This is a genomic window from Acetobacter ascendens, assembly GCF_001766235.1.
GTDB lineage: Bacteria > Pseudomonadota > Alphaproteobacteria > Acetobacterales > Acetobacteraceae > Acetobacter > Acetobacter ascendens.
This window is the reverse complement of sequence record NZ_CP015164.1, coordinates 2,062,045-2,086,876: the sequence shown is the minus strand read 5'-3', so window position 1 is coordinate 2,086,876 and position 24,832 is coordinate 2,062,045. Positions and strand designations below refer to the sequence as shown.

Below are 24,832 nucleotides of genomic sequence, written 5' to 3'. Positions count from 1 at the left end.
GCGTTAGTTCTTGATCTTGTAGAGCTCGAACGAGAAACGGTTGGGCTTTTTTCTGCCGGGCTTGCCTATACGTGCACTATAAGCCTGTTGGTAATGTTGTTGAATATAGGCACATACAGGTTGTTCTACTTTGCCTGTTGTGCACCCTTCATACGGTAACATAACAAAAGCCGGACGCTGTGATAGATCCTGCAAATAATGCTGGCCTGCGTTCTTGCCATAAACAATATCGATATGATCGCAGAAAAGGTAGCGATCAAAACTGTGCAGATGGGCCATGTAAAAATGGGTGTGCGGTGTACGGATATTGAGAACTTTTTGTTGCCGAACCAGATCAGACAGCCGGGTGTAATCAATCTGTTTGAAATTGATATAATCTTTCAGATTTTTATGGGTTTCATCCACACTGCTAAGCAAAACTACCGTAGCAAGCGGGGCCAATGCCCAGCCTGAAAAAGAAAGTTTCTGTTGGCTTAAAAGCACCAGCATGATGCTAACAGGCGCAAACCACAGCCCGGAATAATGGCTGAACGGATGCCCGGAAAGTAAAGCCGCAGGCACAGAGGACACAAACCACAGCGTAAGCAACGTGGTATCTGGCGCAGGGGCTGTTTTAAGAATGGATTTTTGCCCGAACCATTTGATGAGGATGGGCGAAAAAACCGCCAGATAAGCGGCAAGCAGCAGCACAGCCTTTATGCGTTTTGAAAGCTTGGCGCTGTAGGCATGTAAAAATTGATGTTGCTGGGTAAAGTAATCTGCCAGCGCATGATGCCCTTCTGCCAGATAAGGCGAGAACAAAACCGCCAAACCGCCACAGGTGCCAAGGGCAAACAAAGCTACGTTGAAAAAAGGGCGTGTGTTGGTCAGCAACAGAAAACACACTGGCAAAAACAGGCAAATGCCTTCCAGATAGTTTATGTTAACCGTAAGGCCAAATGTAACCCCGGCAGCCAAAAGCCACAGAGTACGGGCAGTATGCTGTGTGGTTGCAAGTGTGCTTTTGCGCGTAAGCCAGAGCACGGCCAGTTCTGTTGTTATCAGAAGTGTTTCCGTATTTCCGGCCAGCAGTTCAAACGGTGCGCCCAGCACCACCAGTGCAGCAAAAACCCATAGCCAGCGTGTGTGCCAGATACTACGTGCCATGGCAGCAAATGCGGCAAGGGAAAGCAGAGCCAGAACCGTAAATTTGCCAACAGGCAACGGGGCAGTAAGTGCATCCCACACACCGTAAAGTGCATAAACGCCAACAGGTTTATGATCGAACACATACTGGTAAGGCAGCATATGCTCTTGCAGCAGGCTACGGCCAATAAGTGCGTAAAATGTTGTATCAGCCGTGGAAAAAGGCAGGATTAGGTAAGAAAAAATATAAAAGATACTGTATAAAGTTATAATAAAAATGAATACCTTACTTTTTAAAATCTTTTGTAAATCAGACATTACCCCTCTCCTGCTTGAATGTCTGGATATTCATGCAGGGGAAAAGAAGTAAAGGGAAAATAAGTTAAATAATTTTCTAAAAAGCATGGCAGAATAGCCAGTTGGCATCTTCTGCCATGTTTATCTTAACGGTGTTAAATGCATCATACCGCAGGCGTGTGTTCCTGTGGGGAAATGCGGCTTCTTTGCGGGAACAGGGCCGGATCATGCAGGGCACGCAGGCGCACGCACCGGGGCAGAAGCCTGCGGATAATGTGCATGGTGGCAGTATCGGAAAGCCCTGTCTGTTCAGAAAACCAATCCAGTTCTTCCTGTAGGAAAAAGCCGCGCACTTCTGCTTCAGATGCCGGTGGGCTGTGGGGGGCGGTCTGCCAACGGCGGATGGTGGAAAGCATGCCCATAGCTTCTGCCCGCTGTTCCAGCTTACTGGGCTGATCTGGCATGGGAACAGGGCCAAGAACCTCATTCAAAGCACTTAACAGGCCGGATTTGTTAAACCATGCGGCAGTTACAAAGTCTCCCACGCTGGAAATGGCGTTGGAAACGGAGTTCAGGAATGTCATGAAAACCTCCCGTATTTATAAAAGGGGTGCATACCGCCAACGGCGCGTAGGCAGAGAGAGTTTCCATATGCTGAAAAAATAAAAACCGCCCCCAAACCAAGGGCGGTTTTTACAAGCAGGGCATCTGCCATAACCCGCGGCTTTAAGCCATGTGGTGTGGCAATGCGGGGCGGAAATAGCCGCCTTTTTCTGTATTAGTCCTGCAGCGGCAGCATAAAGGTGCCATCATCCAGTTGGATACCACGCTGGGCAGCATGGGCGCAGGTTGCGGTGCGGATGTCTTTGTCATCCACCGTGTTCAGGTCAATCATTTGGCCGGAGCCAACCATCAACTGCCCTGCACCACCAGCGGGGTATGCGGCATCACTTTTCACATCGCTGCGTTTTGCAAGGGAGCGGCCGAGTGAGCGCACCGTTGTATCATCATCAATGTTGTGGGCGTAACAGTAGTACATCAGCCCGGCAATGTTGCCCACAGATGCGTTATCTACCGTGGGGCCGGGGCCAACAGGTGCTTCTGGCACAGAAGCCACGCCAACATTGGCAGCATGGGCAGGTGCAACCCCGGCAGCCAAAGCCAGGCCACATACGACAGCAAGGGCCGCTTTGCGCAGTGTGTTCATGGGTGAACCTCCTTTGTGAACAAGTTTGATGAGGCTCACTATCGAACCGGCCCGGATATGCGGCAAGGGCCTTGGTTGCCGGTCTGTTATGCAGAAAATATTGGTTTGTTATCAAAAATCCTGCATGATTTGTGAAGTTTCGTGATCTAATCGGACAATAATAGTCCGTATTATCACACAAGTGTGAGCATGCGGATGCTGTGCCTGTATTGGCAAGGTGGGGCGTGGATATTCATGCCTCTTATACGAATACTCTATAATGGTATTTCTGTATTTTTGTGGTGCCTGCGCAATCTTGCCCACTGGCATGTGTGGGGTGGGCTTCCCATATCCAAGATCGAATACATACTAATGTACATGCTGTTTGCCGCCGGTGCGCCAGATGGCATGTAAGATATAAAGCAGGGAGCCGATTTGAATGTCTGATCTGATTGTTCTGGGTTTTGACCACGTTGATGATGCCGCCAAGGTGCTGACAGAATGCCGCGTCTTGCAGAAGGAATACCTGCTGGATCTGGAAGATGCCGTGGTTGTTACGCGGGATGCACAGGGCAAGGTGCACCTGCACCAGAGCGTGAACCTTGAAAAAGCTGGGGCTTCCTGGGGCCTGCTTTCTGGTGGGTTCTGGGGCGCACTGGTTGGCCTTTTGTGCCTGAACCCGCTGGCTGGTTTCCTGATTGGGAGTGCTGTGGGTGCCGGTGCTGGCGCACTGTCTGGCAAGTTCTCTGATTACGGGATTGATGATGGCTTCATCAAACAGCTAAGCGACACTATTCCGCCCAACACCTCTGCTCTGTTTATTCTGGTGCGTAAGTCTCAGCCGGAAAAAGTTCTGGCCGATCTCAGCCAGTTCAAGGGCCATGCCCGTATTCTGCAAACCTCTCTTTCCCCAGAGGCAGAAGAAAAACTCAAGGCTGCTTTGGGTCAGGTTGCTGCGGCGCAAGCCAAGGCCTGAGCCACACTTTAGGCAACAGTCTGCACGTTGTGCATGAAGAACCCCCGGTGGCAGAAGCACACCGGGGGTTTTTTAGTATCTTAACGCAGAGAGCGAAAAAAGTTCACAACCGTTTGCCCATTTCCTGCCGCAGGGTGTTGCAGCGCTGGGTATATTTTGCGGCCCGCGTGGCGGTAATCCAGTTGATAATAAACGCCGCTGCTAATGAGAGGAACGAGGCCGCAGTCAGCAACTGGCCTGTCAGATAGATTTTCTCATCATAATGCAGGGCGGAATACCACAGCAAAATCAGGCTCAGCACCGCGCCAATAAAGCCGGAAACACCCGTAAGCCGCATAAGGGAATCTTCCACCAGTTCAAAGGCGGCAGTTTCACGCCATAGGTCAAACAGGCGGCGGTCAATGTCTCCCACGTTTTCAGCGTGGTCTGCTTTTTCGGCTTCTGTGCGCTTGTGGGGGTTCTTGCGGTGGATCTCCAGCTCCTGCCGGGCCTTGGCAAAAACCTTCCGCCGTTCCTGAATGGCGGGCAGGCTGATATCCACAAAACTTAAAATGGCAACATTCAACCCGGCGGAAAGCTGAACAATGGCCTGAAAGTTGCCCCATGTCATATCCATTGGTCTGGCTCCTCCACGGGCTGGATATCCTCGTATTGGAGCCGTTTTCTGGGGCAAAATGTCGGTAAAATCAATCCACACCAATGTGGGGGCTGTGGCGCGTGGGCAGCGCCACAGCCGGAAACGCGGTTAGAAACCTTGGGAAATCCCACCCAGAATGGTGCGGCGCAGCCCGTATTGCGGGGCACCCACGCCAATGCCAGAACCATCACGCAGCTTGTAGGTGTGGTCCCCCAGATTGATCACATCTATGCGGAACTGCGTATCCCCCGGCCATGCACTGCCGAATGTATTGTGGATGGTTTCCACGGCAGAGAAGTTGACTGTGGCGTAGGGCGTAAGTGCCACCCCGTTTGGTACAAGGCCATCGGCCCGCAGCCCGCTGCCATATACCATGGTGGCAGATAGCCGCAGCGGAAAGCGCGTTTTGTGGAAGAAGGAATATGCTGCCCCGGCAGAAGCCGTCCAACGCTGATCATGGTCCAGATGGATCCAGCGGTGCTGAATGTAAGCCAGATCATCCGGGCTCATGTTAAATTGGGCGCTGGTGATATCCTTGCCAATGGCGCGAGACCACGCAAAGTTGCCATACAGGGAAAGCGGGCCACGATCATAAGAGGTGCTAACCTCGTACCCGTTCACCTGCCCACGGCGATAGTTAAAGCCGCTCAGGATAATAGGCGCACCAAACTGGCCTTCATCAATCAGGTTATGCGCCAGCTTGTAATAGGCATCGAACGAGACACGCCAGCCCGGCAGGATGGTTTGTTCGATACCGGCATCAAAGTAATGGTCGCGCTCGGCCCGCACCTTGTTGTTCTGGTAAACGGAGGGCGCAGCACTGGTGCCCGCAAATTTGTAAAGCGAGGAGGAACTCACTACTTCAAACGGCGGGGGCGTGAAGTAGCGTGAATATCCGGCATGGATCACACCGCCTTTCCACGGCTTCCACACAATATTCACGCGTGGGCTTACCTGTTTTTCTGCCGTGTATTCGCTTACCCCATCAAAGCGCAGGCCATAATTGATGGTTAGGTTATTGAGTGGCCGCCATTCATCCTGTGCGTACAAGCCGTAAACCGTGCCGGTTTTGCCGCCGCCATCATAAATGCTTAGCGGTGTGGTGCCAAAGGTGGCGTTGCCATCTGCATCCTCACCATCCTGCGCAAACACGCGAGAGAGGGATTTGGAGGTATTGCGTTCCACAAAAAGCTGAAAGCCAAAGCGCACTGTGTGATCTTTGGCAGCACGCCATGTAACATCATGCTGTGTGCCCATGGAAAAAACAGAGCGCGCGGCCTGCTGGGCAATACCGTTGTAAACCAGATCCCCCAACCAGTCGGGCGAATAGCGCAAGCTGCTGTAGCGGGAGAACACAGAGCTTTGCAGGCTGAAGTCTCCCATCTCCTTCTGCAATGCCAGAATGGCAAAGTCTGTAATCTGCTTTTGGTGTTCATCCAGATGTGCGCTGTCCACACTGCCATTCAACTGCTGCGCCAGATTGCTGCCAGAATAGGCGGGCATGGCAAACTGGGTTTGCTGGCCGGGGTTGTTGGGCAGTTGGTATTCTGCGTTAGAAACACCGGCAATAAAGCTGATACGCGTATCTTCATCCGCGGTGTACCGCAGATGGCCCAAAAAGTGATACTGCTCGCTTAAATCATGAATGGCGTTAAAGGATGATGTTGTGTTTTCAATGCCCGTGCGGTCATGCACATAATCTGCCGTGGCAAAGAAATCCCACTTCCCTTTATGAAAACCATATTGCAGGGAAGGAAAGAAGTAATCCCGCGCCCCGCCGTAAAGCGAGAGATTGCCGCCAGAATTGGTGGTGCCGTTCTTGGTGTTGATATCCACCACAGCCGCCTGCAAAAACCCAAACTGGCTAGGCAACGCCCCTGTGGTGAGGGACATGTTATCGGCAAAGCGTGTCATCAACGCTTGCCCAAACACGCTAAGCCCCTCCGGCAACTGCACGCCATCTAGGCGGAACTGCACCTCGTTATGGTCCCCACGTACATGGATCTGCCCGTAACTGTCCTGCGCTACGCCGGGAGCTTGCAGAAGAACCTGATTAAGCGGTGCGTTATCACCCCCCGGAATGGTTTCCAGCGCCTGCCGGCTGAACTTATGCACCGTGGCCCCGGTGGAGGGCGAAAGTTCTGAACGCATGCGGTCCAGATGCGCGGTTACAATCACCTGTTCGGCATCGTTCTTGTCATGCGCAAGTACTTTTACGGTTTGCGGCTTTGTTTCAGAGGGCTTCTGCTGCTGCTTCGTTTCTGTCGTGGACGTTGTGGTTTCAGCCAGGGCCATGCTGCTGCCCAGAGCAGTAAAAACAGTGGAGCAGAGAAGAAGAGCGGCTGATCGAACCATCATGCTGTGCGCTGCCTTGGTTGAGTGTGGCGGAGGACGCAGCATGTATTATGTAACACTATAACATTACAATAAGAATGAGCCGCGTGCGCTCAGCTTTTTGTGGGCTGTTGCACGCGCGCAACAGCTTTGCATCTAGAGCAGGGCACAAAAAAGGAGGCCACGTTCTGCACGTGGCCTCCTTGCACATGGCGTTGTACCGTAATGGGCACAAAGTCAGTTTTATTTTGTGGTGTAACCACCGTTTACCAGAATGGTCTGGCCTGTCATCCACCAGCCTTCAGAAACAATAAAGCGCACATATGGTGCAATATCTTCAATATCTGTCAGGCCTGTTTTGCTAAAGGGAGAAAGTGCCGCAGCCGTTTTGTGGTAAGCCACGGCATCTGCACCTTCTTGGCCGTAAAAGAACGGTGTATCCATGGGGCCGGGGCCAATGGCGTTAACAGAAATGCCACGTGCGCCATATTCCTTGGAGGCCGCACGGGTGAAGTGTTCCACCGCTACCTTGGAACCCGCATAGGTGGAATAGAACGGCGTGTATGCCCCCAATAGAGATGTTACCAGTGTAAGCAGCTTGCCGTTATCGGCCAGATGTTTTCCGGCTTCACGGATAAACTGATACGCCACCTTGGTGTTGATGGCGAACATGGAATCAAATTCTTCATCCGTGGTGTCTGCAATCGGCTTTTTTAGCACTTTGCCCACGGTGTTAATGGCAATATCTGGTGCGCCAAAAGCAGATTTTGCATCTGCGAACAGTTTGGCAACAGCGCCCGGCTGTGTAAGATCGGCCTGAAAAGCCTCCGCCTGCGCGCCTGCTGCTTTTACAGCGGCCACTGTGGCATCTGCTTCCGCCTTGCTGGCTGCGCTATGGTAATGGATCGCAATGGCCTTGGCGCCATGTTCTGCCAGATCCCGCGCAATCAGCCCGCCCAGATTTTTGGCCCCGCCGGCTATCAGAACGGTTTTGCCTTTAATGCTGAGGTCTACCATGTCGGTTGCTCCCTTGCGTGTATCGGGGGCCAATAGATGTGGCTCCCGTTTTCTATTGCTACCGTATCAGCTACAGTAGGCGGATAAAGCTGCTTGTTCTGACAACACTTGCCAGATTTCCCGAACAATAGGGTGCAGCCCTAAAGGCTAACGCGTATGGACAGGATAGATCTTTTTCGCATTTTTGCCCGCGTGGTGGAGGCTGCCAGTTTTACCCACGCGGCAGAAACCTTAGGTATGCCGCGTTCCAGCGTATCTGCCGCCGTGCAGCAGCTTGAAAGCCGCGTGGGTGCACGTTTGCTTACGCGCACAACACGCTCTGTTACCCCCACGCCAGATGGTGCCGCGTTTTACGAACACTGCCTGCGCCTTGTGGCAGATGTGGAGGAAGCGGAAAATCTGTTCCGCCAGAGCGAAAGCGCTGTGCAAGGTGTGCTGCGCGTGAATATGCCCGGCCGCATTGGGCGGCTGATTGTGGCCCCGGCATTGCCAGATTTTCTGGCCACATATCCCGGTCTTTCGGTAGAATTGGGGGTAACGGATAGAGCGGTTAATCTGGTGGAAGATGGATTGGATTGCGTGCTGCGTGTTGGCCCTTTGCAGGATTCCGGCCTGATTGCCCGCCGTATGGGGGAGCTTGAACTCATAAACGTGGCCAGCCCCACATACCTTAAGCAACATGGTATGCCCCAATGCCCCACAGACCTGATGAAAGGGCACGAGGCTGTGCGTTATGCCTCCCCCCAGAATGGCCGGGTAGAGCAGTGGGAGTGGGAAGAAAACGGCCACACCCACACGCTGGATGTGCCGGGCCGCGTAACGGTAAACAGTGCAGAGGCCTTAATAGCCTGCACACTGGCTGGGCTGGGGGCTATTCAGATACCCGCTTATGATGTGCGCTCTTACCTGCATACCGGCCAATTGGTGGAAATACTGCCCCAGTGGCGTGCGGCACCGTTGCCTATGGCGCTGCTTTATCCGCACAGGCGGCATCTTTCCATGCGGGTGCAGGTATTTGCGGCATGGTTGGAAAAACTGGTGCGCCAGCAGGTTTTACGCCCTGTTTGTGCCGTTCCGTAAAGCGGGCGTGTATATGCAGAATGTTCGTTGCATAAACGCCTAAACACGCCCAAAGAGCGCAGGCCATGTTAACCATAGAAAACATTCTGCTGCTGCTTTTGTTGGCGGCAGTAAGCAGCCTGCTTGTTGCCCTGTTTAAACAGAAGGTGCCGCAGCCGGTTATTCTTATCATTCTGGGTGTGTTTGCTGCGATGGCGGGCATGCATGTCAGCTTGCAGCCAGATATGTTCATGTTTGTGTTTCTGCCGCCTTTGTTGTTTGCAGATTCATTCCGCATGCCATTGCGTGAGTTTGCAGAACTGCGCGGCCCTATTCTGTTTTTGGCCTTTGGGCTTGTGGCACTCAGCACGCTGGTATGTGGCTATGCCATCCACTGGATTGTGCCAGAGCTGGGCCTGCCCATCTGCTTCACACTGGCGGCCGCACTTTCCCCCACAGATACGGTGGCGGTTTCCAGCCTTATTGAAGGGCGCAAAGTGCCCAACCGGCTGTTGCAGATTTTATCGGGCGAGGCACTGTTTAACGATGCCTCCGGCCTTGTGTGCTTTCGTTTTGCCATGGCCGATGCCCTTACGGGGGAGTTCTCCTACAGGCAGGCTTTTGGCACATTTTTAATGGTAGCCTTGGGTGGCTTGCTGGTGGGGGCTGCGGTGGCATGGCTGGCCGTTAAGCTCAACCGCGTGCTGGTGCGCCGTGGGTATGATGATCCGCAATCCCAAATTATCTTTGTGCTGCTCTTGCCGTTTTTAATGTATGCCGCGGCAGAAGCGGTGGAGTGTTCGGGCATTTTGGCCGCCGTAGCAGGCTGCATGGTGCTCAAGCTCTCCGGCATGATAGAGGACACCGCCACTTTTACCCGCTTACAGGCCACAACGGTCTGGAACATTGTCAGCTACGTTTTTAACGCGCTTATCTTTTTGTTTCTGGGTATGCAGTTGCCAGAACTGCTGCAACATGGTGTGGCGTTGGGCCATAAATACGATGTGGCCTTGTGGCAGGTTGGTCTGTTTGTGGTGCAGATATACGCCATTATGCTGGCCATGCGCTTTGCAGGTGTGTGGACATCCGTTTTTGGCCGTTGGGTGGTGGCGCGCATTGGCAGCCTGCCGTTTGAACCCACAGGTTTTGCAGGCAGCATGTTGCTGACATTTGCCGGGGTGCGCGGGGCTGTTACGCTGGCGGCTGTGCTTTCCCTGCCCGAAGGCACAGATGGCACAGATGCCTTTCCCATGCGGGATGCCGTGGTGGTGGCAGCTACAGGCGTGATTGTGCTCTCGCTGCTGGCGGCCAGTGTGTTCATTCCGCTGTGCCTGCGCTTTTTGCCGCAGGAGACGGTGGACAAGAACGCGCAGGAAGAAAATATGGCCCGCCAGAAGCTGATACGCGTAGCCCTTGCGGTGCTGACAAAAGCGCGGGCGCAACCGCCAGCCCCCAACCCCAAGGGCACAGCACTTGCCAAGCCGGAGGGGCAAAGTGCCGCAGATGAAGCCCTGCGGCAGGAGGTAATAGACCGCCTGTATCAGCTTTATCATAGCCGGTTGGAAGAAGAGGATGAAACGCCGCGCATCACGCCGCTGGACCGCAGCCGTGCGCTACGCCACGCCCGTACGGAACTAGCCCTGCGCCTGCAACTGCTGCGGGCAGAGCGGCAGGCTATGCGGGATATGACATCACGCAGCGAGATTAACGATCAAACAGAATGGAAGCTCCAGCAGGAACTGGATTATGAGGAGCAGGTTATTCGCTCCCAGTCTCAACGCCTCCCGCGTGAAGCCTAAAGGCAGCCGCCGCGCTGGGGTGTGCTTTTGTTGACAAGCCACCCCCAGCCTGTAAACCACACCGCATGATGGTTTCCCCCTAGGGGAATGAAAAGGGAACCGGGTGCCCGCGCCATTGCCAGCAATGGATCAAGCGGTATTCCCGGGCTGTCCCCGCAACTGTAAGCGGCATGGATGTGCACGCACAGCGCTAAGGCGCTGGCCCACTGGAACAAACCTTTCCGGGAAGGGGTGCCACAACCGAAAAACCGCAAGCCAGGAGACCTGCCATCAGCACACAGTTGCAGACGGGGCATGTCAGCCGGGGTGTGCTGGCAGGCTGGGCTAGCGGTCAGCCAATGGGGTGGTTTGTGCCCTGTGGTGGAAAAAGCCGGGCCAAGTCTCGTGGCAACGCTGTTAAACCGCGAGATTGCCTTAACCCATGCGTCTTAAAACCCTTTTGCTTACCGGTTCTTCCCTGCTGCTGGTAGAAACCACTGCCGCTATGGCAGCCGATGCCGCAAACCCCCATACATCAACGGGTAAAAACACCGTTGCCACCAAACTGGCACCCACGCCTGCCGCTACTGTTCCGGCACAAAATGCACCTATCTCTATCGGGGCGGAGGGCGCGCAGCCTGTGCAGGCCCGCAGCACGCAGGCCTACCCGGATTACGTTACGGTAAGTGCCGCACGGCGCCCCATGCGGGCGGATGAAATTGGCACAGCCATGACGATCGTGACAGAAAAGCAGATCCTCACCCAGCAGCGCCGCACGCTTACAGATATTCTGGCCCGCCAACCGGGGCTTAATGTGGTGCGTTCAGGCGGCTTTGGCGGCACCACCTCCATTTTCATGCGCGGCAACAATGCCAACGAGGTCAAGGTGCGGCTGGATGGCATGGATATTAACGATGGCAGTTCCACCTCCGGCGCGTTTGATGCTGCGCAGTTTGTAACCGATGGTATGGGCCGCATAGAAATTCTGCGTGGGCCACAAAGCGGCCTGTACGGGGCAGATGCCATGGCTGGGGTTATTGATATGACCACAGCACAGGGGCAGGGCAGGTTTACGTCTTTTGTGCGGGTGGAAGGAGGATCTTACGGCACGTTCAATCAGGTTATGGGCGCGCGTGGCAGTAAGGGAAAGTTCCATTATAATGTTGAACTTTCCCATTACCGGCAGGATGGCTTTCATGAAATCCCGCGTTATATCGGTCGCTATTTTGGCGCGGACAAGGAACAGCGCCATCGGGGGGACAGAAACGATAACCGCTCTGCCAACATTCGCCTTGGCTATGATGTCACCCATAATTTTGATCTGGGGCTCACGGCCCGGCTAATCCAGAGCAACCTGCACACCTACAGTGCCTATAATATGGAAGATGAATATTACAGCCGCTTGGGATATTACGGTGACGTGGGGAGCGAGCGCGAACATACCACGCAAAATCAGGCCATTGTGCGGGGCACAGCGCATTTGTCCTCATTCGGGGGTAAGTTCGATCAGGTGATTGGTCTGGGGTATATGGCAGGCCGCAGAAGCTGGACAGAAACTGGCACCACGCTGGAAGGCGATGCCTTGCAGTATGATCCCACATATTACCGCACCAGTCGCATTAAAATAGATTGGCACGGCACTGTTAATCTGGACAAATACGGATCTCTGCTTGTGGGGGCAGAGCATTTTCATGATACGTTTAATTCTAGCCAAGGAAATAGCGCGGCATCATCCACGCCCTTCAGCACCAGCGCGGGCATGGATACCACGGCAGGCTACGGGCAGTATCAGGGTAACTGGAACAAGATTTTATATGGAGCAGCCAATATCCGGTATGATGCCAATTCTCGCTACGGCAATTACGTCACATGGCGCGTGGCCCCGGCCATTCATATTCCGCACAGCGGCACGGTTATCAAGGCCAGTGCGGGCAGTGGTTTTCATGGCCCTTCATTGTATCAGCTTTTTGCCAACCAGATTTCCACCAGCTATGCGGAAAAGGGCAACCCCAACCTGCGGGCCGAACGTCTGATAGGGTATGATGTGGGCGTGGAACAAACCTTGGCGCATGACAAATTGCATTTTGGGGCCACATGGTATGAAAACCACGTGCGCAATCTTATTCAGTCTGTCAGTTCCTACGAAAATTACTATTCCACTTATTCCTACAATAACGTAGCCCGTGCCCGCATGTATGGCGTGGAAGCGTATCTGGACTGGAAAGCGCTGGATACGCTGGATTTCAACCTGAACTATACATGGACCCACGCGCGAGATGCCTCTACCGGGCAGGCGCTCCAGCGCCGCCCGCAGCACAAGTTCAACTTCAACACCACATGGCAGCCGGTGGATGGGCTCTCGCTTTCGGGCAATATTCTGTATGTCAGCGGTTCGCGCGATACGCCGGTTATTTCCGATACGTACCAGTATTGCAGCACATGCGGCAAAGATCATGGATATTTCACCATAGATCTGGCGGCCAGTTATAAAATCAATCGTTATGTTACGGTGTTTGCACGGGCGGATAACTTGCTCAACCGCCAGTATGAAAGCCCCATAGGCTACCTTCAGCCCGGCCGTGCAGGCTATGGCGGCTTTACACTGAATTACTGATGCGCTTTTCCGTATTCCTTCGCCGGGTGGTTGTGTGGGCATTGGGGGCAGCCTTTGCGGTGCCTGCACCCAATGCCGCATGGGCAGAGCGTGTGGCATCGCTCAACCTGTGCACAGATCAGCTTGCCCTTATGTTGGCAGACCACAAGGATATTATTGGCGTATCCACCCTTGCGCGGGATTGTACGGAATCCGTGTTGTGCCTGCAGGCGCAGGATGTGCCGGTGTTGCAATCCACAGCAGAAACAGTGCTGGCCGCCAAACCAGATGTGGTGCTGGCAGGCCGCTTTACAGCCCGCTTGGCTGTGCGTGCCGCCAAGGAGGTAGGGGCCAAGGTGCTTACGTTGCCACCTGCATCCTCTTTGGCGGATATTCCTGACCAGATCATGCAAGTTGCCAATGCAGTGGGGCACCCAGAACGCGGGCGGCAACTTGTGGCGGCTTTTCAGGCCCGGTTGGCAGAAATAGCCACAACCCGCCAAGTATCAGACCCCATAGCCGTGGTGTATGAGGCCAATGGTTTTGTAGTGCATGCCCATAGCTTGCCAGATGATGTGCTGGCCCATGCCGGTTTGCGCAACTTTGCCACCACGGCAGGCACATCCCCTTTAGGTGGGCGCGTGCCGCTGGAGGTGCTTTTGGCCTATCACCCGGATTTACTGGTGAGAGACCCCTCCGGTCCCGGCCATTCCCTTGCGCAGGCTATGCTGGCCAACCCGGTTATGCTGGCCATGTTTGCGCCGCCGCATGTTGTGGATGTGCCAGCCCGCCTGTGGCTATGTGGGCTGCCGCAAACGCTGGATGCCGTGGCCACATTACGCCATGCGCGCGATGGTGTTGTGCCTGATGCTGCAAGGCATGTTCAAAACACACCTATCTTGCAGCCCATTGTAAAGGACACCCAACCATGAAGCTCCTGCGCCCCGTTGTGCTGAACACGCTGCTGGCGCTGCTGGTGGTTGTTATGGCTGTGGCCTCTTTGTGGTGGGGGGAAAGCAGCATTAACGTGCCCGCGGCGCTGGCAGATTGGTGGGCCGGTGCACATTCCATAGGCGCGGTGATTATGGGGCAGTTGCGCCTGCCACGCATGTTGCTAGCCCTTATGGTGGGCGGCACGTTGGGGCTAAGTGGTGCGGTGCTGCAAGGTTATTTGCGCAATCCGCTGGCAGATCCGGGGCTTTTAGGTGTTTCTGGCGGGGCCGCCCTTGGGGCTGTTTGCGTGTTTTATACAGGGCTTTTTCAAATTGCCTCGGCTTTGCTGCCTTTGGGTGGTTTGGCCGGTGCGCTGATAACAGCCATGTTGTTGGTAGCATTGGTAGGGCGTGGTGGTGCATTGGTGTTGCTGCTGGCTGGTGCGGCGGTAAGCAGTTTTACCGCAGCCCTTACGGCATTGGTGCTCAACCTGGTGCCCAGCCCCTATGCCACGTTTGAAATTATGCACTGGCTTATGGGGTCTTTAACAGATCGCACACTTAATGATGTGCTGCTGGCCTTGCCCGGTGTGGTGGCGGGCTGTGCCCTGCTTATGGGCAGTGGCCGCGCATTAGATGCCCTAACAATGGGGGAAGACGTAGCCCAGAGCCTCGGCTTTCGGCTGGGTGGTGTAAGGGGCGTGCAAATGCGCGTGGTTGTGGGTACGGCGTTGGCTGTGGGTTCTTGTGTTGCGGTTTCTGGCGCTATCGGGTTTGTAGGGTTGGTGGTGCCACATTTGTTGCGGCCTTTGGCGGGGCATCGGCCATCTCGGCTGATGTTGCCTGCATTTTTTGGCGGTGCTGCGCTTTTGCTAGCGGCAGACTTGGCCGTGCGGCTTATGGCTGGGCGTACAGAATTGCAGTTGGGCGTGGTTACGGCGTTGGTGGGTGCACCTGTGTTTTTCCACCGCGTTATCCTGTTTAGAAAACGGAATATGCTGTCATGCTGAATGTGCAAAATGTTGGTTTCAGCATAGAAGGCGCACAGCTTCTTCAATCCGCCAATGTGCGGTTTGAGGCTGGGAGTGTTACGGCGCTGATAGGCCCAAATGGTGCAGGTAAAAGCACATTGTTGCGCATTATGGCGGGCTTGTTACCCGCCACGCAGGGGCAGGTGATGTGTGATGGCGCACCGTTGCAGCAGCTTACATTGGTCCAGCGTGCGCGGTTTATGGCGTATATGCCGCAGGATGTGCCACCGTTTCCACCCATGCCAGTAAGGGAGGTGGCATCACTGGGGCGTCTGCCTTATGGGGAATCTTCAGCGCAAGCCTTGCATCATCCGGCGGTGGCACGGGCCTTGGCAGAAGTGGGCTTGCAGGATTTGGCAGATCGCCCGGCCAGCCATCTTTCTGGCGGGGAGCGTGCACGGCTAATGCTGGCGCGCGCCTTGGCAGTGCAGGCCCCCATCTTGCTGGCGGATGAACCCGTAGCAGCGCTAGACCCAGCGCATGCCTTGGCCGTTATGCAGGTGTTTTGCAAACTGGCAGCGCAGGGCACGTGTGTTGTGGTGGTGCTGCATGATCTGCTTTTGGCCACACGTTTTTGCAAAACATTGGTGCTGATGCAGCAGGGGCGTATCCGCCACACCATCCCGCCTGTTAGTTTAACGGATGAGATGGTGCGCCAAACTTACGGTGTAACCACCCGCCGGGTAGAAAACGCTGTTGTGCCGTGGGATTTATGCACGGCACAACCAGAGTAGCATTATCAGGCGTGGCGCTCTGTGCCTGATTTGTAAAAAATCGCGCTTAGGGCAGTAATGTGAGTGTGCCCTCATGCGCAACCAGAGCGTCCACACCCGGCACAATACGCTGGATCAGATCTCCTGCGGGTTGGGGAGTGTTGGTGACAACATGGATAGAGGATGAAGCCGCAATTTCCTTGCGCGCGGCATCCAATGTTTGCCGTGCCTGTTCACGCCAGCCGGGTGTGCGTTCTGCACCCAAGGCGGCCAGTCCGGCACGGGCCAAAGCAGCCAGCCGGGCAGATGCAGCCAGTGCCGGGGTAAGGGCGGCATGGCGGGCTGCAACCTGATTAAAAGCGGCATCATTATCCGCCCAAATGGTAAGCTGCCGCTCCAGTTCCGGCTTAAGCACCACCTTGCCGTTTACAAAAGCAATGGCCTCGGCATTAAACTTTTCAGCCTCAAAGCTATCTGGGCTGGCAATGTCTGATGGAGTGTTTAAATCCTGCTCCGTAGCCGTCTGTTTATGGCGAATTTGTAAAAACTCGTGATTATGGGCGTAATTGCGGATGGGGGAAACAGCACTTAGCAGCACATGCGGGGCTTGTGTTTCACCTGCTGCCAAGCGGTCTAGCAGGGCATCTGCATCTTCTTGGCTTTTCAGGCCCAGAAGGTTCAGCTTGTCCTGTGTTACGGCCAGCCTGCCATACAGGGTTTGGGGCACGCAGTTTTGCGGGATGGACCAAAAACGCTCCGCTACAGCGGCCATGCGGGGCCATAGGCGAGCATCCAGCATGTCTTCATCCACCACCTCTGTCCATAACGCGCCTTCAGCCCCCAGTATCAGAGTTTTTTGCTGCTTTGTTAGCGGGGGTATGGGGGCTTCGGGCTTGGTATCCGTTGGGGGGGGAATGGTGCCGCCGGGGCCGGTTGTTTGGGCTGCGGCCTGTGCCTCTGCAGCATCTTTGCGAATGTCTAGCGGGTCTGTTTCATAATAGGCAGAGGCCGGGAGCAGCCTGTCCAGATAATAGGGGCCGGATATGACTACAGGCAGGCCAGCCTCTGCCGCTTTTGCCGTGTTGGCCGGGCCGCGCCAGCTTTCTATAATGGTGTGGGGCGGCACGCTGGCGGCCAGAACTTCATCCCACCCCATAACGGTTTTGCCATCGGCTTTGAGCATCTGTGCCACGCGGTTTGTAAAACTGGCTTGCAGATCAGCCGGTGTGGCAAAATGGTGTGCTTGCATGTAGTGCGCGATGCGGGGTGTGAGTGTCCACTGTTTGGCTACCACCTCATCTCCACCAATATGGAACACGGGATCTGGGAACAAGGCAGACATTTCAGCATACAGGCCGCGCACAAAACTGTAGGTGGCAGGGTTTGTGGGGTCCAACGCTGCGCGGTTGATCTCGGCGCGGTCTGTTGTGTTCATGGGCAGGACAGAGGCGTATTGAGGGTAGGCCAGCAGCATGGCAAAGCTGTGCCCCGGCGTATCAAACTCCGGTACAATGCGAATGCCCCTTTCTGCCGCATATTGCACCAGATTACGGATTTCGGCCTGCGTGTAATACTGCCCATGGCTGCTGATTTTTTGCAGGCGTGGGTAGTGTCTGCTTTCTACCCGAAACGCTGCGCCATCTGAAAGATGCAGATGCAGCACGTTCAGTTTTACCATTTCCATGGCATCAAGTTGCCGCTGAATGGTGGGAATGGACATAAAGTGGCGGCTTACATCCAGCATCAGCCCTCGCCATGCAAAACGCGGGCTATCCTCAATATGCGCTTGCGCCATAACGGGGCCTGCGGCTTCACGCCGGACAAGCTGCACAATACTGGCCAAGCCGTGCAGCACACCGGCAGGGCCTTGCGCGGTAAGGGTTATGCCATCTGGCTTTACATCCAGCGTATAATCCTCCCGCATAGTGGGGGCGGGAAAACTGGCCTCATGCGCATACTGAATGTGGAGGGAGAAGGTATCTTTGTCCTTTTCCGCGCTTTCGACAGAAACAGCCTGCCCGGCCACTACGCTCATGCGGTTTGCAAAGCGTTGTGTGGCACGGCTTAAAAGCGGGGTGGGCGGGCTTTGCCAGATAACCTGCCACTTGGCGGGTAAGGCAAAGGCAGATCCATCCGTTTGCAGGGTGCTGGGGGCCGGCATGATAACCGGAGGCTGCGGCGCATTAAATGCTGCGGGTGGTGCGGTATCTGCTTTGGCAGGGGCAAGATGTGCACCCAAACCTGCCAGCACACCAATGGCGCACCCGGCAGCCAGAACACGTAAGCCAGTGCGGATGGAAAACCCCGTTATCATGCAATCGCCTTTCCGTGCGTGAGATTGCGGGCAAGTTGGCAGATCCATGTGGCATCACTGTGCCATCCGGCCAGTTTTGCTGCTTTTAATACCGCCCCACCAATAGGGGGCAGCGTGGCGAGGTGCGGTTCTGCACCCAACAGGGATGTAACGGTTTGCAGCACAACGGGGTTGTGCATCACGCTGCCGCCGTAGCTCCATGCCAAGGGGAGAGGAGAAGCCGGCAGGTTGCTGACCTGTTTGGCCGTTGTGTGGGCCAGTTCTGCCAAGTGCCCGCCAGCGGCACGCAGTAGGGCTATGGCGTAAGCTTCTTCATTCTGGGCTAGCATGTGCACGGTTGCGGCTACATCGCCCACGGCAGAACGCGGGTGTATGCGGGTGCGTAGCCATTCTCGCAGGGCATCTGGCGCGGTGGGGCCTGTGGTGGGGAGGTTTAGACTGTGCAGCAGTTCTTGCGCAAAAGCGGCAAAGGGTACGGAAGGATCATCCAGATATCGCGTGGCACAGCCTAGAGCTTTGCGGCCTATCCAGTATCCGCCGCCTTCATCCCCCAAAAGCCAGCCCCAGCCACCAGCGCGTGCTGTGTGCCCGTTTGCCCCCACCGCCATGGCGACAGACCCAGTGCCTGCCAGCACAAAAACACCAGCTTGCCCCGCAAAGGCGGCGCGGTGTGCGGTTTCTACATCGTTTTCTAACCAGAGCTGCACATCAGGGTCAAGGGCAGCCTGCGCCACCTGTTCCTGCTGGGCGGAGGAAGGGCGGGCGGCATCATACCCCGCCATGCCCAGCACGGCGGATTGCAACGTGGTGCGTGGCATCTGTTCTAAAAGGTGGCGCAGGTTTTCGGCCCATTCTGGCCGGTCAAACGGGTTACAACCGGGGCCGGTGGCGTGTGCCAGCACTGTGGCATCTGGCGCTATCACCACCGCACGCGTATGGGTGCCGCCGCCATCCAGCGCCAGAATGGTGGGTTGGGCGGGCATCAGGCATGGGCCTTTGCGGGTGTTTTTGCCGCAATACGGGCCAGAGCCTTGCGCAAATGCCCACCACACAAAGCTAAAAGTTGCCGAGCCTGCGCAACATCCAACCCGTGGCGCAGCAGCACAGCCAGTTTAATGCTGCCATTGGCCTGTTGCAGGGCGTCTTCCGCCTGCGCCTGAGTGCAGCCCGTAAGATGGCGCAACATGCGGTGCGCACGCCGCACCAGCTTGGCGTTAACAATGCGCATATCCACCATTTGCCCCCGCCACGTATGGCCAAGGCGGATCATCAATGTAGTGGAAAGCAGGTTGAGGGTTACTTTTTGCGCTGTGCCGGCCTTCATGCGGGTAGAACCTGCCACCACTTCTGGCCCTGTTTGGATCAGTATCGGGTATTCAGCATTCAAAAGGCGTGTGTTGGGGCTGCACGACATGCCAATGCATAGGCTGCCTGCTTCCTTCGCGGTTTCCAGCGCGGCGCAGGTGTAAGGCGTGCCCCCGCTGGCGGCCACACCTATGACAACATCCTGCGCTGTGGGCGCGTGGGCACTTATGGCGCGGCGGGCTTCGGCCTCATCATCCTCAGCGCCTTCAACGGGGTTGAACAGCGCGGCATCGCCCCCAGCTAGCATCAACACCAGCCGTGCGGCAGGCCAGCCATAGGTGGGAATAAGCTCTACCCCATCTTGCAATCCAATACGACCCGATGTGCCTGCACCTACGTAAAACAGGCGGCCTCCGGCTTCTAACCGCGGCACGGCGGCTGTAATGGCGGCCTCCAGTTGGGCCAGGGCGGATTTTACAGCCGCCACGGCTCCAAGCTGGCTTTCCAGCAGGGCTTCCAGCACTGTGCCTGTGGGCCATATGTCCAGATCCGTGTAGCGGGCATCCAGCATTTCTGTGTGGGTAAGTGGAACAGAGGCAGGCTGGAGCATAAGCGGAAACCTTTATAAAGCTAACGGTGATTTTTCTTCTGTATCACATAGTGCAGGCCGACCAGCCCAAACAGTGTGATCATGCCCAGCACAATCAGCCAGACAAAGGCCAGCGGTTTGCCGTAGGGGTGCAGATACATCATGGCCAGCACCATAAGCGGTACGCTCAGGCCAAAGGCGGGGGCCAGTGTACGGGCCTTCAGCCCCGGCCACGCCATACCCGCTATAAAGCTGGCCAGCATGGGGCCATACCCACATGCGGCAATGGAAAGCCCCACCAGCACGGCAGACTGGCTGCCCTGTGCAAACATGCCTGCGCAAAGCACTAACGCACCGGCCCAAACCAAAGTGACAACCCGTGCAAACCCAAGACCAGAAAGGCCAAGTTTGCGGGCAACCCATGCGCAGGGGGCCGCAAAGTCTCCCATTGTGGCGGCTGTCATGGCGGAAAGTGTGGCGGAGAGAGAGCCCATAGTGGCTGCCAGAACACCAGCCAGCATCAGCCCCCGCAAGCCGGAGGGAAGTTCCTGCACGATATAGGCGGGGAAAATAGCATCCGGCGTGGCAAATCCGGCCTGATGCAAGGTGGCGCCACCATGATGCACCCATACCAGCACACCCACGCCAGAAAGCAGCGCAAACAAAAGGCCCACACCCACAGCACTGCTCATAAGGGCCAGCCGTGCATCACGCAGGCAGCGGGCGGCCAGCACGCGCTGCACCATAAGCTGATCTGTTCCGTGTGAGGCCACGGAAAGCACCGTGCCGCCCAAAAGTGCAGCCAGAGGTGTAAAGGAACTTGTGAAAGGTGACGTGTGGATAACAAACAAATCAAACCGCCCAGCAGCATGCAGTGTGTGCAGCACGCCAGCAGGAGCTGCGTGCCACAGCAGCGCAAGGCAGGCCGCAGAGCCAAACAGATACAGCCCGAACTGAATACTGTCTGACCACACAACAGCGCGCAGGCCACCGCACAGCGTATAAAACAGCGTGACAAGCATAATGCCGCCCAGCAGCACGGCATGGGGCAGGCCCATATGTGCGGCATCCAGCATAGCGGCTATAGGCAACATGCCTGCAAACAGACGCACAGCCTCGGCCAGCAAACGCGTTATGAGAAACGTGGAGGACGCCATACGCTGCATGGAAGCGCCAAAGCGCTGGCCCAGCCAATCATACGCGCTCAGCATCTTGCCAGATTGATACAGGGGCAAAAACTTCCATGCCACAATGGCGCGGCCTATCAGATACCCCAGTGCCAACCCCACAAAAACCATGCCGCTGCCGTAAGCAATGCCCGGCACGCTGATAAGTGTAAGGGTAGAGGTTTCTGTTGCCACAAGGGAAAGGCACAGTGCCCACCATGGCAGATCACCATGTCCTTCAAGGTATGCGGTGGCGGAGGTTTGGCGGCCAGCAAGCCCCAGCGCCAGAAGGGGCAGGGCAGTCAGATACGCCAGCATGACCAGCAGATCGGAAAATGTCATATCAGGCGTAAGGGTTTTGGCATGATGTAGCTGCACTAAAGCTGTTTTGGAAAAACAAGGTAAGCGTAGTTTTGCCGCTGTAAAAGATCAACCGCTTAGGCGCATGTTGTTGTGTGGTGGCAGTCAGTAATGTTGGGCACCATATCTGCCATGCAGACAAACCAAGGGGTGTTGCGCATTATTGTACGTAATATTTAGGTGATATGTTGATAGGTGATTCTACTGCAGAACACACCCTTCCTTATTTTTTATAGTTAAGAACAGCAAAGTTATATTGGACTATTTTGGTACGTTATTAATATCAGGAAATGTGTTTGTTTTTTGGTTGCATTGTGGTTTTTGTTTGTCTAACAAGAATTTAGATTCTAGGGTGCAAAGATATTTTAACGAAGTGCCTGATTTTTCGCGGGCTTTTGCGCACATAATAGTTTTGGAAGCAGGCATAATTTATGATGAGGGAAAATTCGGATGTAATTTCTATTTCTAATGCAGAACAAATTGCGTCTTCCGCACCAAAAGCCGAAAATCCAAAACCAGCAAAATCACCTTATCCTCCCGTGGCCACAACCCCGACACAGGCAGGCCCCGAAGGCATTTTGTATGATTTTAATGAGGGGTGCCGGGTTTTGTTGCCCAAACCCGATAACGGAACATGGCATATCCGTTTAACAGATTTGGATACGGGCAATATCCTTTTTGAAAAAGGTGGTCTGGCAGATGCCTTTGTCCGTTCTGCCAAGCGTTGGTTTGTGCGTTTTGGCATACAGGTTTGGAAAGAAACACAGGCTGAGGAACAGCTTGTTTTCTCGCATGAAATGGATGTGACGGGGCAAAACGTTCTCATTCTTTTCCCGGTTGGCACGCTGGGAGATACCCTGGCATGGATGCCATACGCGGCCCGCTTTGCAACCAAGCATCAGGCCCGCGTAACCTGCGCTCTTTCAGATCTGATCAGACCTCTTTTTAAAGAGGCGTATCCAGATATTGAATTTTTCACGCCAGAAGAGGTCACACAGCAAGCGCTCACGCAAAACGCTTACGCTACCTATTATCTGGGCCTGTTTTTCGATGATGTAGCCTGTGATTGGCAACCCACAGATTTCAGGTTGGTTGGGCTGCATAAAACAGCAGCTTACATCTTGGGTGTGAACCCGGATGAAGAACCAGCGCGTATCAGCTTTCCGGATGAAGGCCACCCCATTGCAGAGCCTTATGTCTGTATTGCTGCGCAGGCTTCATCTCAGGCCAAATACTGGAATAATCCGAATGGGTGGGGGGAAGTTGTTTCCTGGTTAAAGGCGCAGGGCTATCGGGTTATCTGCATTGATCGGGAAAAAGTCCACGGTGCAGGTATTGTCTGGAACCACATTCCCTATGGGGTGGAAGACCAGACAGGCAACCGCCCGTTGGCAGAACGTGCCCGTTGGCTCAAGCACGCTGCGTTTTTTATTGGCCTTGGTTCTGGCCTGTCATGGCTTGCGTGGTCAGCTGGCACACCTGCAATTCGTGCTGGAATGATCCCAAAGAACGCTTCAATCACCAAGATTTCCTGTGGTGCCCGCGTCATGCGGGAACGCCAAGGCAGTTCGAATGCCCCCGACTGATCACGGCGCAACAGGTGATTGAGCAGTGCAAGCATATCCTGACACAGAAAGCCTAATGAAAATGAGTGATACAACAAATCCATCTCAGATTACTGGGAATGCAAAAATCCCCAGCGATACATATGGTGACTCTATCAGTAATGTTTACGTAACCGGCAGCGATAGTATTGAAGTAGATGCTGGTGGAACGGCCACAAACATTAGTGCCGCAGGTGGCAATGGGTATGTCTATGGTGGCACGGCCTCAAATTGGACAGCCAATAGCGGTGGATATATTGCGGTAGATAGTGGCGCCACCCTTAACGGGCTGACATTAGATGGCGGATACGTTGATGTAAATGACGGCGCTACCGTTAATACGGCAGACGTTTCCAATACCAGCAATCTTGATGGCAAGGGTTACCTTATCATTAATGATGGCACCGTAAATGGTGGTACAGTTGATTCTGGAGGCACAATTGATGCCAAGGGCACCAACGCTATTGCCAGCGGAATTACTGCCTCATCCGGTGGTAAAATTTTGGCAGAACAGGGAACTGTTGACCATGCCACCGTGGAAAGCGGGGCTACATTTGAAGTTGCTCTAAGTGGTGGCCCAGCAAGTGCAACGAATACAATAATCAATGGTGGCGCATTTTATGTCGATGCCAACGGGAGTGCCACAACCACCACGGTTGCATCTGGTGGGGACATGTCTGCAGGCGGGTATGTTTCTGGAACCACTCTTAACGATGGTAAGCTGACAGTTCTTGATGGTGGAACGGCCTCAGGCACGACCGTTAACGGTACAAGTGCATCATTGTATGTGAATAGCAATGCAAGTGCTTACGGAAACACCATTGATGGTGGCAGTGTTTTTGTAGATGGCATTTTTTCAGGCGGAACGCTAAGAGCCCTTTTGGAAATTCACGGATGAGCGTTTCGGCGTAGCATGAGGCTTCCCATGGCGATGTGGATCATGGCCTCTGCGACGTCGATCCGCTGTTCGTAGTCCTTCACAAGGCGACGCCAGCGGATCATCCAACCGAAGGTCCGTTCCACAACCCACCGACGCGGCAGGATTTCAAACCCTTTTGCTGTCTCTGACCGCCGGATGATCTCGACTGTGAAGTCGAGAAACGTGGCCTTATCCATCAACTGGAGACGGTCATAGGCTCCATCGGCAAACAGGTGCTTCACCCAAGGCCAGCGTTTACGAATGGCATCAAGGATCATCTGTCCTCCTGCACTGTCCGAAATATCGGCTGTTGTCAGCTGGACCAGGAGAAGGCGGCCATCCGTATCAACTGCGATGTGACGTTTCCGACCGACGATCTTCTTGCCTGCGTCATAACCACGTGTCTTTGCGTGGGGTGCCTTGATACTCTGGCTATCAATGACACCACCCGATGGACTGGTTTCGCGTCCTGTCGCTTCACGATCGAGCATCAGACAGACATCATGAATGGTCTGGAACAGGAAACGGCGCATCAGCCTGCGGAACCACCAGTAAACCGTTTGCCATGGGCCAAAATGAACCGGAAGCATCTCCCAACCGCAGCCTGAGCGCACGAGATAGCGCAGAGCATTGATGATCTCACGGAAATCGGTTGTCCGTTTCCGACCACGCCGGTTCGCAGGGGGCATCAGAGGCGCTATGCGCTCCCATTCCTCATCTGTCAGATCAGACGGATAGCGTTTCGTCTTGCGTGTAATTCCGGCCATGCGGCCTCGTTGTGCTGGCGTCCACATCCTGCCTTTGAATCACGCTCAAAACCTCTTGAAAACCTATCATAGCGAATTTCCAAAAGGGCTCTAAGCAATGGCGGTCAGATACGGGTTTCTAGTGGCGGTG

General features: G+C 54.9%; 20 protein-coding genes, 1 pseudogene and 1 riboswitch. Of the genes and pseudogenes, 10 read left to right on the top strand and 11 right to left on the bottom strand.

Features of this window, described 5'->3' with window-relative positions:
• Positions 1 to 3: 3 nt before the first annotated feature.
• From A4S02_RS10100 to A4S02_RS10090, 3 genes are all read right to left on the bottom strand, one after another.
• A complete protein-coding gene (locus tag A4S02_RS10100) occupies positions 4 to 1,443 on the bottom strand; it encodes a hypothetical protein (RefSeq protein ID WP_070323680.1) in 1,440 nt (479 codons plus the stop codon).
• Positions 1,444 to 1,586: 143 nt separating this feature from the next.
• Positions 1,587 to 2,006 (bottom strand): hypothetical protein, encoded by a 420-nt coding sequence (locus A4S02_RS10095; protein WP_019088071.1) that lies wholly within the window; start codon positions 2,004 to 2,006, stop codon positions 1,587 to 1,589.
• Positions 2,007 to 2,200: 194 nt separating this feature from the next.
• Positions 2,201 to 2,668 (bottom strand): hypothetical protein, encoded by a 468-nt coding sequence (locus A4S02_RS10090; protein WP_208858881.1) that lies wholly within the window; start codon positions 2,666 to 2,668, stop codon positions 2,201 to 2,203.
• A gap of 379 nt (positions 2,669 to 3,047) precedes the next feature.
• On the opposite strand from A4S02_RS10090, the gene A4S02_RS10085 reads away from it, so the two are divergent.
• Complete coding sequence (locus A4S02_RS10085) at positions 3,048 to 3,584, top strand: DUF1269 domain-containing protein (RefSeq protein ID WP_070323678.1); 537 nt, start codon at positions 3,048 to 3,050, stop codon at positions 3,582 to 3,584.
• 103 nt (positions 3,585 to 3,687) lie between these two features.
• On the opposite strand, the gene A4S02_RS10080 is transcribed toward A4S02_RS10085, so the two are convergent.
• The 3 genes from A4S02_RS10080 to A4S02_RS10070 form a co-directional block, all read right to left on the bottom strand.
• On the bottom strand, positions 3,688 to 4,200 hold the full coding sequence (locus A4S02_RS10080; RefSeq protein ID WP_019088074.1) for a hypothetical protein: 513 nt from the start codon (positions 4,198 to 4,200) through the stop codon (positions 3,688 to 3,690).
• A gap of 129 nt (positions 4,201 to 4,329) precedes the next feature.
• Positions 4,330 to 6,579, bottom strand: coding sequence for a TonB-dependent receptor (locus A4S02_RS10075; protein ID WP_019088075.1), 2,250 nt, complete (start codon positions 6,577 to 6,579; stop codon positions 4,330 to 4,332).
• A 219-nt stretch (positions 6,580 to 6,798) separates the two neighbouring features.
• Positions 6,799 to 7,572, bottom strand: coding sequence for an SDR family oxidoreductase (locus tag A4S02_RS10070; protein ID WP_070323677.1), 774 nt, complete (start codon positions 7,570 to 7,572; stop codon positions 6,799 to 6,801).
• Between the two features lie 156 nt (positions 7,573 to 7,728).
• Between A4S02_RS10070 and A4S02_RS10065 the strand changes: the two genes are divergently transcribed.
• The 7 genes from A4S02_RS10065 (at position 7,729) to A4S02_RS10040 (ending at position 15,699) form a co-directional block, all read left to right on the top strand.
• Complete coding sequence (locus A4S02_RS10065; RefSeq protein WP_019088077.1) at positions 7,729 to 8,652, top strand: LysR family transcriptional regulator; 924 nt, start codon at positions 7,729 to 7,731, stop codon at positions 8,650 to 8,652.
• 65 nt (positions 8,653 to 8,717) lie between these two features.
• A complete protein-coding gene (locus A4S02_RS10060) occupies positions 8,718 to 10,430 on the top strand; it encodes a Na+/H+ antiporter (RefSeq protein ID WP_070323676.1) in 1,713 nt (570 codons plus the stop codon).
• Between the two features lie 52 nt (positions 10,431 to 10,482).
• A riboswitch (cobalamin riboswitch) is annotated at positions 10,483 to 10,716 on the top strand.
• A gap of 8 nt (positions 10,717 to 10,724) precedes the next feature.
• Positions 10,725 to 10,862: a hypothetical protein gene (locus A4S02_RS15695; RefSeq protein WP_157885545.1), complete on the top strand. Its 138-nt coding sequence runs from the start codon at positions 10,725 to 10,727 to the stop codon at positions 10,860 to 10,862.
• The gene (locus tag A4S02_RS10055) at positions 10,852 to 13,023 is read left to right on the top strand and encodes a TonB-dependent receptor plug domain-containing protein (RefSeq protein ID WP_070323675.1); all 2,172 of its coding nucleotides are present in this window, start codon (positions 10,852 to 10,854) and stop codon (positions 13,021 to 13,023) included. Before A4S02_RS15695 ends, A4S02_RS10055 begins: the two co-directional genes overlap by 11 nt.
• Positions 13,023 to 13,934, top strand: coding sequence for an ABC transporter substrate-binding protein (locus A4S02_RS10050; protein WP_070323674.1), 912 nt, complete (start codon positions 13,023 to 13,025; stop codon positions 13,932 to 13,934). The genes A4S02_RS10055 and A4S02_RS10050 overlap by 1 nt, the downstream gene beginning before the upstream one ends.
• The gene (locus A4S02_RS10045; RefSeq protein ID WP_070323673.1) at positions 13,931 to 14,944 is read left to right on the top strand and encodes a FecCD family ABC transporter permease; all 1,014 of its coding nucleotides are present in this window, start codon (positions 13,931 to 13,933) and stop codon (positions 14,942 to 14,944) included. Before A4S02_RS10050 ends, A4S02_RS10045 begins: the two co-directional genes overlap by 4 nt.
• Complete coding sequence (locus A4S02_RS10040; RefSeq protein ID WP_070323672.1) at positions 14,938 to 15,699, top strand: ABC transporter ATP-binding protein; 762 nt, start codon at positions 14,938 to 14,940, stop codon at positions 15,697 to 15,699. Before A4S02_RS10045 ends, A4S02_RS10040 begins: the two co-directional genes overlap by 7 nt.
• 46 nt (positions 15,700 to 15,745) lie before the next feature.
• Here the strand turns inward: A4S02_RS10040 and A4S02_RS10035 are convergent, their stop codons facing one another.
• The 4 genes from A4S02_RS10035 to A4S02_RS10020 are packed head-to-tail and all read right to left on the bottom strand — an operon-like array spanning position 15,746 to position 21,394.
• Positions 15,746 to 17,992, bottom strand: a complete 2,247-nt coding sequence (locus A4S02_RS10035; RefSeq protein WP_070323671.1) for a beta-N-acetylhexosaminidase — start codon at positions 17,990 to 17,992, stop codon at positions 15,746 to 15,748.
• Entirely contained in the window at positions 17,989 to 18,975 is a 987-nt protein-coding gene (locus A4S02_RS10030) for an N-acetylglucosamine kinase (protein ID WP_070323670.1), read from the bottom strand. The genes A4S02_RS10035 and A4S02_RS10030 overlap by 4 nt, the downstream gene beginning before the upstream one ends.
• A complete protein-coding gene (locus A4S02_RS10025) occupies positions 18,975 to 19,907 on the bottom strand; it encodes an N-acetylmuramic acid 6-phosphate etherase (protein WP_070323669.1) in 933 nt (310 codons plus the stop codon). The genes A4S02_RS10030 and A4S02_RS10025 overlap by 1 nt, the downstream gene beginning before the upstream one ends.
• A 20-nt stretch (positions 19,908 to 19,927) precedes the next feature.
• Positions 19,928 to 21,394: a sodium:solute symporter gene (locus tag A4S02_RS10020; protein WP_070324241.1), complete on the bottom strand. Its 1,467-nt coding sequence runs from the start codon at positions 21,392 to 21,394 to the stop codon at positions 19,928 to 19,930.
• 449 nt (positions 21,395 to 21,843) lie between these two features.
• Here A4S02_RS10020 and A4S02_RS10015 point away from each other — a divergent pair.
• Both A4S02_RS10015 and A4S02_RS15950 read left to right on the top strand, forming a co-directional pair.
• Positions 21,844 to 23,054: pseudogene (locus A4S02_RS10015) on the top strand (autotransporter strand-loop-strand O-heptosyltransferase).
• Between the two features lie 5 nt (positions 23,055 to 23,059).
• Entirely contained in the window at positions 23,060 to 23,914 is an 855-nt protein-coding gene (locus A4S02_RS15950; RefSeq protein WP_228142364.1) for a hypothetical protein, read from the top strand.
• Here A4S02_RS15950 and A4S02_RS10005 read toward each other — a convergent pair.
• Positions 23,905 to 24,729 carry an IS5-like element IS12528 family transposase gene (locus A4S02_RS10005; protein ID WP_082246712.1) on the bottom strand — a complete coding sequence of 275 codons (825 nt, stop codon included), beginning with the start codon at positions 24,727 to 24,729 and terminating at the stop codon, positions 23,905 to 23,907. The two genes, A4S02_RS15950 and A4S02_RS10005, sit on opposite strands and share 10 nt — an antisense overlap.
• Positions 24,730 to 24,832 lie beyond the last annotated feature (103 nt).